Origin of the sequence: Hyphomicrobium sp. 2TAF46, assembly GCF_052114865.1 — a bacterium.
In the GTDB taxonomy this organism is placed as follows: domain Bacteria; phylum Pseudomonadota; class Alphaproteobacteria; order Rhizobiales; family Hyphomicrobiaceae; genus Hyphomicrobium_B.
This window is the reverse complement of record NZ_JBFRFO010000002.1, coordinates 592,708-603,452: the sequence shown is the minus strand read 5'-3', so window position 1 is coordinate 603,452 and position 10,745 is coordinate 592,708. Positions and strand designations below refer to the sequence as shown.

General features: G+C 59.8%; 12 protein-coding genes and 1 tRNA gene. 5 read left to right on the top strand and 8 right to left on the bottom strand.

The genetic code is table 11. The annotated features are described in order from the left end of the window. Window positions 1-149: 149 nt before the first annotated feature. Window positions 150-314, top strand: coding sequence for a hypothetical protein (locus AB4Z24_RS06755; protein ID WP_441706795.1), 165 nt, complete (start codon window positions 150-152; stop codon window positions 312-314). A gap of 24 nt (window positions 315-338) precedes the next feature. Continuing rightward, on the top strand, window positions 339-839 hold the full coding sequence (locus tag AB4Z24_RS06750) for a cbb3-type cytochrome c oxidase subunit I (RefSeq protein ID WP_441706793.1): 501 nt from the start codon (window positions 339-341) through the stop codon (window positions 837-839). A gap of 278 nt (window positions 840-1,117) precedes the next feature. Here AB4Z24_RS06750 and AB4Z24_RS06745 read toward each other — a convergent pair whose 3' ends face one another. The 3 genes from AB4Z24_RS06745 to AB4Z24_RS06735 form a co-directional block, all read right to left on the bottom strand. Then, on the bottom strand, window positions 1,118-1,546 hold the full coding sequence (locus AB4Z24_RS06745) for a c-type cytochrome (protein WP_441706792.1): 429 nt from the start codon (window positions 1,544-1,546) through the stop codon (window positions 1,118-1,120). Between the two features lie 128 nt (window positions 1,547-1,674). After that, window positions 1,675-1,932 (bottom strand): hypothetical protein, encoded by a 258-nt coding sequence (locus AB4Z24_RS06740; RefSeq protein ID WP_441706790.1) that lies wholly within the window; start codon window positions 1,930-1,932, stop codon window positions 1,675-1,677. Window positions 1,933-2,876: 944 nt separating this feature from the next. Beyond that, window positions 2,877-2,962 (bottom strand) — tRNA-Leu (locus AB4Z24_RS06735). Window positions 2,963-3,236: 274 nt separating this feature from the next. Here AB4Z24_RS06735 and AB4Z24_RS06730 point away from each other — a divergent pair. Then, window positions 3,237-4,211, top strand: coding sequence for a complex I NDUFA9 subunit family protein (locus tag AB4Z24_RS06730; protein ID WP_441706788.1), 975 nt, complete (start codon window positions 3,237-3,239; stop codon window positions 4,209-4,211). A 108-nt stretch (window positions 4,212-4,319) separates the two neighbouring features. Here the strand turns inward: AB4Z24_RS06730 and AB4Z24_RS06725 are convergent, their stop codons facing one another. Further along, a complete protein-coding gene (locus tag AB4Z24_RS06725; RefSeq protein ID WP_441706786.1) occupies window positions 4,320-4,607 on the bottom strand; it encodes a DUF1150 domain-containing protein in 288 nt (95 codons plus the stop codon). Between the two features lie 129 nt (window positions 4,608-4,736). After that, complete coding sequence (locus AB4Z24_RS06720; protein ID WP_441706785.1) at window positions 4,737-5,183, bottom strand: Hsp20 family protein; 447 nt, start codon at window positions 5,181-5,183, stop codon at window positions 4,737-4,739. A gap of 258 nt (window positions 5,184-5,441) precedes the next feature. On the opposite strand from AB4Z24_RS06720, the gene AB4Z24_RS06715 reads away from it, so the two are divergent. Together AB4Z24_RS06715 and pqqA are read left to right on the top strand one after the other, a co-directional pair. Then, a complete protein-coding gene (locus tag AB4Z24_RS06715; RefSeq protein WP_441706783.1) occupies window positions 5,442-6,128 on the top strand; it encodes a hypothetical protein in 687 nt (228 codons plus the stop codon). 149 nt (window positions 6,129-6,277) lie between these two features. Then, the gene (gene pqqA, locus AB4Z24_RS06710; RefSeq protein WP_045838205.1) at window positions 6,278-6,367 is read left to right on the top strand and encodes a pyrroloquinoline quinone precursor peptide PqqA; all 90 of its coding nucleotides are present in this window, start codon (window positions 6,278-6,280) and stop codon (window positions 6,365-6,367) included. Between the two features lie 74 nt (window positions 6,368-6,441). Here pqqA and AB4Z24_RS06705 read toward each other — a convergent pair whose 3' ends face one another. The 3 genes from AB4Z24_RS06705 to AB4Z24_RS06695 form a co-directional block, all read right to left on the bottom strand. Further along, complete coding sequence (locus AB4Z24_RS06705; RefSeq protein ID WP_441706781.1) at window positions 6,442-8,256, bottom strand: ABC-F family ATP-binding cassette domain-containing protein; 1,815 nt, start codon at window positions 8,254-8,256, stop codon at window positions 6,442-6,444. A 120-nt stretch (window positions 8,257-8,376) separates the two neighbouring features. Beyond that, window positions 8,377-8,592, bottom strand: coding sequence for a YbdD/YjiX family protein (locus AB4Z24_RS06700; RefSeq protein WP_441706779.1), 216 nt, complete (start codon window positions 8,590-8,592; stop codon window positions 8,377-8,379). A 3-nt stretch (window positions 8,593-8,595) separates the two neighbouring features. Continuing rightward, on the bottom strand, window positions 8,596-10,647 hold the full coding sequence (locus AB4Z24_RS06695; protein ID WP_441706777.1) for a carbon starvation CstA family protein: 2,052 nt from the start codon (window positions 10,645-10,647) through the stop codon (window positions 8,596-8,598). Window positions 10,648-10,745: the final 98 nt, after the last annotated feature.

The following is a 10,745-nucleotide window of genomic DNA, read 5'->3' as shown; positions in this document are numbered from 1 at the left end:
CAAAAACATCAGCGTCCGAAGGGCATAGTCGGTCTGGAGCGACAATCTCATAAAAGATGCATATCATATACTGGATTTTCCCGCCAAGCTGTGCAAATAGTGCATTTTGAATGCATCTTATTGAGGCGAGGCGTATGTGGCGTCGGACCATGCGGAGCAGATTCCGGCGCACCTTCCACCACCTTTATTTCAGTGGGACACCGACATCGGTGATCGCGGTCGGCGCGATGATTTCGGCGCTGGAAGTGGTCCCACTGCTGGTTGTGGGTTTCGAGGCCTATACGCGGCACAAGGTCGAGCATGAGGCCGATTGAGAGCAGATCGATCACTGGCCGTTCATGTTTTTTGCGGCCGTCCTGTTCTGGAATCTAGTGGGTGCCGGCCTATTCGGCTTCCTGATCAACCCGCCCATCGCGCTCTATTACATGCAGGGGCTGAACACGACAGCCAACCATGGCCATGCCGCGCTATTCGGCGTCTACGGTATGCTCGGGCTCGGCTTGACGCTCTACTGCATGCGCGGATTGACCGACGTCACCCGGTGGAACCGGAAATGGATCAGCATCTCCTTCTGGTCGCTGAATATCGGTCTGGCGATGATGACCTTCCTCTCGCTTCTGCCGCAGGGCATCCTACAAACCTATGCCAGTATCGAGCATGGCTATACCTATGCCCGCTCGGCAGAGTTCATCCATAGTCCGGTCATGCAGGCGCTGGTTTGGGCAAGAGTACCCGGCGATGTCGTTTTCGCGTTCGGCGTCTTCGCGTTCGCAGGGTTCATGTTCCGGGCATTCCTGCCCGGCAAAGAGCCGGCATCCGTCGCGGTCTCGTTGCGGTAGTTTTATCAATGATCGTCGATCGCCTCGTCGAGGTTGTCGCTTCTTAGGCGTAAGGGTCGCACCCGTTGGATCGACTTCAACGCGCGCGGCCACCGAAGGAGGTGGCCCGGCATGAGGCCTCCGGTCGGCTGCGCCGTCAGCTAAGTGATTGGGCAAGTCACTTAGTCGCCGTGGTCATGCTCGTGATCGGTGCTTTGTGAAGCTGCCAACTCTTTCTTCATCTCTTGGTATTTTTGTGCCGAGGTCGTGGGAAGTTCCTTCAAGAACACAACGATGTTTCAGATGATACGATCGTTATGGGTGGCGCCAAACGATGGCATGCCGGTCATCCTGATTCCGTTCTTGATGACCCAGAAGAGCTGTCGCGGGTCTGTTCCTTTTGACAGGCGGCTGAGATCCGGCGGCTTTGGGTTCAGTCCTTTGCCAACTTCGCCGCGTTCGACGCCCGGCGCCCCGTGGCACGCGACGCACATTTCATCGAAGTGCCCGAAACCTTCTTTGATCGAGTTTGGGCTTGGCGGCGGTGGTGGGCCGACCTGATCGGCGCGGGCCGCAATGGATCTATCTCTTGCTGTTACCAGGACCCAGTGGAGAATTGGACTATGCGGATTTGAGGCGGCAACATCGTAGGCGCCACTATACATATAGATCAGGCCGCCGGCGGCCAGCACTGCAAGTGCAGCAATGAACCCAGTAATGAACTTCAAGGCTTCCTCCCCAGCCGGGGTGCCGGGCGGGTGCGAAAAGATCTCTTCGGCCGAACGGCAACGACGGGAAGCTTACGACCATCCAGAATAAATCACGCGACCTCCCGGCGCCTGAGGCATGGTGAGCTTCAGAGACCCATCGCCTGGTGGGCTTGTTCCATGTGCTTGACGCATCCATCCATGTCCTTGGCCTTCATGGCGGCCTTAGACATGGCGAGATGGCTTTTGGCTTCTTTTTTCTTCGCAGTATTGGTCATCTTGCCGATCTCCGACGTCATCTGCTGCATGTGCGCGTTGGTACACCACTCCTTCGCCTTGTCCTGCGCAGATGCCGGGAGACCAGCGATCGCGATCACAAAAGCCGCTAAGACAGCTACTCTGAACATGGGTTTTGATCCTTCTGTTCGGGATCTCCTCACAACACAGCGACCATCTCGTGAGTTGCGGGCGCGTGCCAATTTAATGCAGCGCGCAGTCGTCCCTAGTTTGCATGATAACAAATCCGGATCTCAATTCCCCAAGTCCGATCCCCCGATGGCTCGACCGCACACGTACATTTTAGATTTGCCTAGATTTGCGGACATCGCAACGAAGCCGTCGCCACTTTGGGACTCGGAAGGGCGCGCAACTGGATCGTTCGTCCGGCCGTGAGTTCGATTATTGACAGAACCAGAGGCCATTTTTCCAACCCTACGGTTCCATGATTAAGCGGCTTGATTGGTCATGCCGTTGCGGTTTGCGGGGCAGATTCCAACCGGACGGTCTCCGCTTTCTTGCACTACGGACGAACCGAACCAAGCGGGAGATGTCTATGTTCACGGAGGGGCAGAACCAGACGCGATGCTCCTCGCACAACGTCCGAAATTGAGAATCGGGCCACAGGCTTGGCGGGCAGCCGTTGTACGTGTCGCTATGCGTTCGCTATGGGCCAGAAGCGAACGCGCGCCACAGGAGCGCGACGACCACTTTTCCCTCGTAAGCGGACATCGCCGATAATGGCTTTTCTCCCGAATTGTTTGCGATATCGACGTCCGCTAATGGGATTGAGCGTCCGATTGGGGGCCCCGATATCCGTTCCGCAACCTAGTTCAACGCCGATCAGAAACGAGATGAGTAACGATCGACCAAACGCGCTGAGATTGCTTCGCCCTGGGTTGAAATCTGGTCGCGCGGCAAGCGCTATAAACCCGCAGACCCGCACCGCCGATAACAGCGGTTTTAGCGTGCGTTTGGCGAACAGGCCGTCACAATTTTTTCTTGTAAAATCAATAAAGGTTCGAGACTCAATTGCCACAATATAAGTTATTGATTTTGTTATGTAAAATACAAGTGGTGCCCAGAAGAGGACTCGAACCTCCACGCCTTGTGAGCGCTGCTACCTGAAAGCAGTGCGTCTACCAATTCCGCCATCTGGGCATCGACGTGTCAGGTAAATTGTGCGGACGCGGAAGTCAATTGCGTGACAGCAAATCGAGGCGAGACAACGCATCTCCAGTGTACAGGTGGCGTTCCGGAGAGTTTAGCAGCGCCAATTGGGCGTCCGTTCGCCGCGGACGGTTTCGGGGGACTGAATCCTGCCGTTCACATCGTGCGGCGCGGACTTCACAGCGGCAATCCGGAGGGCTAGAGCTACCGCTTGAGCTGATGGCAGCATATGGGCCCCGGGTGGCCGCAGCATCGAGGTTTCGGAATGGCAGAAAACGGCAAGCTGGCGACGGTGTTCGGAGGCTCCGGATTTGTCGGGCGCTACATCGTTTGGTCGTTGGCTCGAAAGGGCTACCGCGTCCGCGCTGCCGTTCGTAGGCCCGACCTTGCGGGCCATCTGCAACCCATGGGCGTCGTCGGGCAGATTCATGCCGTTCAGGCCAACCTCCGATTTGCCGATTCGATTGCGCGGGCCGTAGAGGGCGCCGACATCGTCATCAACGCCGTCGGCATTTTGTCGCCGTCCGGTGCGCAGACGTTCGAAGCGGTCCACGCCAAGGGCGCGGAGCGTGTTGCGAAGGCTGCCAAGGAAGCGGGCGCCACCCGTCTCGTTCATATCTCGGCGATCGGCGCCAACAAGGATTCGGCGTCACGGTATGCGCGGACGAAGGCCGAGGGCGAACGGGCGACGTTCGCCGAATTCCCGTCGGCGCTCGTCCTTCGACCGTCCATCGTGTTCGGACCCGAGGACGAGTTCTTCAATCGTTTTGCCGCCATGGCGCGGATCAGCCCCTTCCTGCCGCTCGTCGGCGGCGGTGGCACAAAATTTCAGCCGGTCTTTGTCGGCGACGTCGGGCAGGCGGCGGCCAACGCCGCGAACGGGATCGGCAAACCGGGGACGATCTATGAACTCGGCGGCCCGGAGGTTTTGAGTTTCCGGGATCTCCTCAAGGCGACGCTACAATATGCCGATCGCCGCCGGCTGCTGTTGCCACTGCCGTTCGGGGTGGCGAAGCTCATGGCGATCCTGAGTTCGCCGCTGCCGAATTCGCTCAGGCCGCTGACGCTCGACCAGGTGCGGCTCCTTCAGTCGGATAACGTGGTCTCGGAAGCTGCGAAAAAAGAGGGGCGAACGATTGCGGCGCTAGGCATCGAAAAGCCGGCCTCAATCGACGGGATCGTTCCGGAGTATCTCGAGCGCTTCAAGCCGAAGGGCCAATACGCGCACTATCACCGCTAGGCGGATGACCCGTAGGCGGGTCTCGCGGGTGACGACGCCCGGAAAAAGCAGAGCCACCCAACGAATTGGGTGGCTCTTTGTCATAAAACCGGTGTTTCGGCTGCTAGCTTAGTGGAGCGGTGCGATCGACAGCTCGTCTTCCTGAGCATGCCCGATCGCTGCCTGCAGCGTGTCCGTCAGCGCGATCGGGGTACCGTCGGCCGCGTGAAGCGAAAAGAGCGGGATGCCCTTCGGCAGTCCTTCGATCTGCGGGAACATCTCGATCGCTTCGTCCGAGGTCAGCGTCTTGATGTAAGCGACCTCGCCGCCACCAAGACGTGCAAGCTCCAGCTCGCTCATGACGGGCACTACAACATTGTGGGTTTCGGTGGCTTTTGCGGTGGTCTTAGTGTTCATGACGCTCTTCCTCCTTGTGTCGAGGCCGGGCTCTCATCGCAGCTTCGGAAATCATGTCCTTCCGCTCTGCGCGTGTGCTCCGATCCTCCGACGATTCGGCCGCCGGCGCTGTGACGCGAAAGACTCAGCTCAGGTCCGGCTTTTGATCTGTTTCGCTGCTGTCCCTATTTCAATTCGCCTCACAAGGCGTTCCGGTTCCAGGCGCTGCAGATCAACGGCCAAAAGCCCGTTCGATAGCTCGGCACTCTTCACTTCGATGCCGTCTGCTAGGACGAACGTCCGTGAAAACTGCCGGGAAGCGATGCCCCGATAGAGATATTCACGGTCTTTGTCGTCCAGCTGCTTGCCACGAACGGTCAATTGTTTGTCTTCGAGCGTAATTTCGAGTTCGTCTTGCGTGAACCCGGCCACGGCCAACGTGATCCGGAGAAGCTCACCGGCGTCACCGTCCCGGGCGACCCGTTCGATGTTATAAGGCGGATAACCGTCGCCACCCTTGGTGGCTCGATCGACCAGCCGTTCGATTTCTTCGAAACCCAAAAGCAGCGGGTTCGAAAGTGCGGTTAGACGTGTCATCTGAAGGCCCTTGGTTAAGCGACCATCTTTCCCCATTTCCCGGACGCTCTTTCGAGCCGCCCGACCGCCGCATCTCTGCCAACGGTTCAATCAAGATATGGGGGCGTCTGCCCGGTCTTCAAGCGTAATGGGAGGGGGAGTGTCGCGGACGCCTCAGGTGCGCTCAAAACGCGGTAATACCGGTTTTCTGCCTTAAGTCCGCCCGCGTCCGCGGACAAGGGATCCGCTCTTCGAGCTTTTTTCCAAAGTGAGGGTTTCATGAGGTTCGCGTCCGCAGCGTTCGCTTCGGCCATCGCTCTTTCACTCGTTGCATTTGCTATTCCACCCGCCGTTGCAGAGGAGCCTGCGAAAGCAGCGGACGATTCCGGGAAGGTATTGGGCGATCCGGATGGACCGCTCACTCCGGAAGAGAAGGCGGAGAAGGAAGCCCGTCAGGCTTGCAAGGTCGACCTCTGCCGGGCGTTTCATTCCAAGGAAGCGACCGGCAAAGACATCGCCTGCCATGTGATCAAAAGCTGGCGCAAGGAGCAGCTCGTGAAGCTCGTCGCCAAATTGAAGGTGACGTGGCCCTACGATGGCGCCCATTGCTCCACTGACTTGACCGTCAATCACGCGGAATTGGTGAAGGCAATGGCCGCGCCGAAAGCGGAGTTGGAATTCGCCAAGCACACGGTTACGTGTTCGATTGCGAGCGAGAAGAAGGGCGCGACGGACTTCTCGTTCGATCTCACGCCGAAGGTGACATTCGAGAACGGCAAGGCCACCAAGGCGCAGGCCCATTGGGGCAAGATCGAAGCACCTACACTGATCAAAAGCGCGCTCTGGACCGCGACGGCTGCCGACAACACAGTGAACATCCTATCGAGCTCCATCGTAGATGAAGTCAACGAATTCATTTCGAAGCGATGCGACGAGGTCAAAGACCAGTGGGCCGCCAAGCAATAGCCGCCGAATTCTCCTTCGCATTTGCGAAGTGTTATATTGTTATTAGGCCGGCTTATGAGCTGTTATTGTAAATACGATTGGCACTTATTGCTGCTCAGGCATACGTATGCTGCCGTTAAGCGTGGACAAACCACTCTTGGAGGAAAACCATGAAGACGTGGTCGAAGCCCGAAGTTCGTGAGCAGGAAGTTGGTCTTGAAGTGACCAGCTATCTGCCGGCTGAGATCGACCTCATCTAATTCAGATGAAGTCGACCTTAGGGTCGGACTTTTAAGCGGCGGCCGGGTGTCCCGGTCGTCGCTTTTTTATTGTCCTAGCCGAGGCTTTCGATGGCTTCGCGCTTTTCCTCAAGTTCCAGCCAACGCGTTTCAGCGGCTTCGAGCTGCATTTGGGCTTGGCCCAGGCGCTCGCTCGTCTTATCGAACGCCGCGCGATCGCGCGTGAAGAGGTCGGCATCGGCGAGCTTCGCCGCGAGATTTTGGATCTCGGCTTCGAGCTTCGCCATTTCGATCGGAAGCGTCGTCAGGGCGTGCTTATCCTTGAAGGACAGCTTCTGCTTGGCCGGAGTCGAAGTGGCGCTCGAATCGGCCGCGCCTTTCCGCGACGTCGCATTCGATCGCGATTTCTTTTGCAGGCCTTCGCCCTTGCGCTGGGCGAGCATATCGGAATAGCCACCGGCATATTCCGTCCAATATCCATCGCCATCCGGCGCCAATACGCTCGTCACGATGCGATCGAGGAAATCGCGGTCGTGGCTTACGAGTAAAATCGTACCGGCGTAATCGGACAAAAGTTCCTGCAAGAGATCGAGCGTCTCGAGGTCGAGATCGTTCGTCGGCTCGTCGAGGATCAGCACATTCGACGGCTTCGCGAGTGCGCGCGCCAGCATCAAACGCGCGCGCTCTCCGCCCGACAGAACGCGGATCGGCGACAGCCGCTGCTCGGGAAGAAACAGGAAGTCCTGCATGTAGCTCGCGACGTGGCGCGGCTTACCATTGATGATGACCTGGTCACCGCGTCCGCCCGTCAGTGCGTCCGATACGGTCCAATTGGGATTGAGTTCGTCGCGTTTCTGGTCGAGCGCCACGATTTCAAGATTGGCGCCGTGACGAATGGTGCCGCTGTCCGGCGCTATTTCTCCCGTCAGCAACTTGATCAGCGTCGTTTTGCCGGCGCCGTTCGGCCCGACGATGCCGAGACGATCGCCGCGCATCACACGCAGATCGAGATCTTTGACAATGTCGGTCTCGCCGTAAGCTTTCGAGATGCCTGTTGCCTCGACGACGAGCTTGCCGGAGAGGCTGCCCTCCGACGCGTCCAAGCGAACGGTTCCGACAACATGGCGTTGTTCGCGCACTTCCTGGCGCATGGCTTTCAGCTCGCGTACGCGGCGCACATTGCGCTTGCGCCGGCCGGTGACGCCGCCATGCATCCACTGATTTTCGCGGACGATCTTGCGGTCGAGCTTGTGGCGCTCGATTTCTTCCTCTTCGAGCACTTTGTCGCGCCAGTCTTCGAACGCGGCAAAGCCCTGCTCGAGGCGGCGGGTCCTGCCCCGGTCGAGCCAGACGGTCGCGCGCGACAGCGTTTCGAGGAACCGACGGTCATGGCTGATCAGCAGCAGGGCCGAGCGTGAGGCCTGCAGGGTTGATTCCAGCCATTCGATCGCGGTGAGATCGAGATGGTTCGTCGGCTCGTCGAGCAGAAGGACGTCAGGCTTGGCGACGACGGCCTGCGCGAGACCAGCGCGGCGGGCCTCGCCACCCGAAAGCGTTCGGGGATCGGCTTCGCCGTCGAGACCGAGTTCCATCAAAAGGTAGTCGGCCAGGTAGGGGTCATCGGTCGGGCCGAGCCCGGCTTCGACGTAGGCGCGAACCGTGCCGAATCCTGTGAAGTCGGCTTCCTGCGGCAGGTAGCGGATGCTCGCGTTCGGATGGGCGAAGCGTTCGCCGCGATCCGGCTCGACGAACCCGGCTGCGATTTTCAGCAGCGTCGATTTTCCGGAGCCATTGCGGCCGACGAGGCAGACGCGGTCACCCGGGGCGACGGTCAGTTCGGCGCCTTCGAGCAGCGGAGTACCGCCGAAGGTCAGGTTGATGTCTTTGAGCGTAATGAGAGGAGGTGCCATGCGGCCCCTCGTAGCCGTGGACGCGCGCCGGATCAATCCTCGGGAACACCTGTCCAGGACCGCGACACGAGTTAGCTTGGAACTGAGGTGGTTGCCTTTTTGACGCGGGACGAAATTCGGTCAGCAGCAGCGGCTGATTTTGCCGCCACCTTCGCCGTATCGGCTCGCCTGACGCTCACGGAAGAAATCCTCGTAGCTCATCACCGGCTCGCCGGGGTGGGCGCGGAGGCGATGCGCGACATAGGCATCATAGTCCGGCACGCCGACCATCAGCCGCGCGGTCCTGGCGACGCCGGCTGCAAACTTGAACAGGGGATTTGCTCCGAGTTTTTGCATGCATCACTCCGCCGCAACCACGGCAGCTTCGCGCGCCGAAACATCCGGATTGGCGAGCGCCTTCATGACGGCTGCCGCACCGAACCCGGCCATGGCGACCACGAGCGCGATCAGCAGCCCCGTCAGCGTGGCGTTCAGGTAATCGTTGAACACGATGCGGTGCATGTCTTCCAAGGATTTGGCAGGCGCGATAATCTGCCCGGACACCAGCGCATTCGAGAATTTCGCTGCGTGGGAAGCGAAGCCAATAGTCGGATTGTCGCTGAAGATTTTCTGCCAACCGGCGGTGAGTGTGCAGATAGCAACCCAAGTTGCCGGCGCGAGCGTCACCCAAGCGTAGCGCTGCCGTTTCATCTTGAAGAGGATGACCGTGCAGAGTGTGAGCGCGATGCAGGCGAGCATCTGGTTGGCGATGCCGAACAGCGGCCAGAGCGTATTGATGCCGCCCAAGGGATCGATCACGCCCTGATAGAGGAAATAGCCCCAGCCGCCGACGGCGATCGACGTCGCGACGATGTTCGCCGTCCATGATCGCGTCTCTCTGAGGGACGGACTGACGGTGCCCAGCAGATCCTGGATCATGAAGCGCGCGACGCGCGTTCCGGCATCGATGGTCGTCAGGATGAAGAGCGCTTCGAAGAGGATGGCGAAGTGGTACCAGAAGGCCATCAGGCCTTTGCCGCCAATGGCGCTGGAGAGAATGTCGGCCATGCCCACGGCAAGCGTCGGGGCGCCGCCAGTGCGGGACAGGATCGTCGTCTCGCCGACGTTGGTCGCGGCTTCCTTGAGCATGTCCGGCGTGATGGCGAAGCCCCAGCCGGAGATGGCCGCCGCAGCGGTTTCCGGCGTCGTGCCGATGAGGGCTGCTGGGCTGTTCAATGCGAAATAGAGCCCTGGCTCGAGCGTCGTCGCCGCGACCAAGGCCATGATGGCGACGAAGCTTTCCATCAGCATCGCGCCGTAGCCGATGAGACGGGCGTTGACTTCGTTGTCGAGCATCTTCGGCGTCGTGCCGGATGAGACGAGCGCGTGGAAGCCGGAGATCGCGCCGCAGGCAATGGTGATGAACAGGAACGGAAACAGGTTGCCGGCGAAGACCGGGCCGCTGCCGTCGATGAATTTCGTGACGGCCGGCATCCTGAGATCGGGCAGCACGAAGAAGATGCCGAGGGCCAAGCCGGCGATGGTGCCGATTTTCAGGAAGGTCGAGAGGTAGTCGCGAGGCGCAAGCAGCGTCCATACCGGGAGCACGGAGGCGACGAAGCCGTAGGCGATCAGCATCATCGAAAGCTGCTCGCCGGAATAGTTGAACATCGGACCGAGCGTCGGATCCTCGGCGACGTAGCGGCCGAAGATCAGGGACAGCAGCAACAAGGTGAGGCCGATCACTGACATCTCGCCGATGCGGCCTGGCCGAATGAAACGCCCGTAGAAGCCCATGAGGACGGCAATCGGGATCGTCATCATGACCGTGAACGTCGCCCACGGGCTTTGCTTCAGCGCCTTGACGACGACAAGCGCCAGGACCGCGAGCAGGATGACCATAATGAGCAGGACGCCGATCATCGCGATCGTGCCGGCAATCTCGCCAAGCTCGGTGCGAATCATTTCGCCGAGGGAGCGTCCGTCGCGGCGGGTCGAAGCCCAGAGCATGACGAAGTCCTGGACCGCGCCCGCAAAGATGACGCCGACGATCAGCCAGAGCGTTCCGGGCAGGTAGCCCATCTGCGCCGCGAGGACGGGGCCGACGAGGGGGCCCGCTCCGGCGATGGCTGCGAAGTGATGGCCGAAAAGAACGGTTTTGTCGGTCGGGCAGTAATCCAGCCCGTCGTTGAAGCGCTGGGCGGGTGTGAGGCGCGCCTTATCGAGCCGGAGCACGCGATCGGCGATGAAGCGACTGTAAAACCGGTAGGCGAGCAGATAGGAGCAGATCGCGGCGGAGACGAGCCAGATCGCGTTGATGGTTTCGCCTCGCGACAGCGCGACAATTGCGAGCGAAACGGCGCCGAGCACGGCGACGGCTACCCACGTGAGGTTCAAGCGCCAGTTATTCATGTTTCGTCCCTGTCGTTCGCGATTATGCTTCGCAAATCGTTTCGGGGCGGAGACTACATAAAAAGCTGGGCGAGGTCAGCCGTGCTGGGGATCGCGGG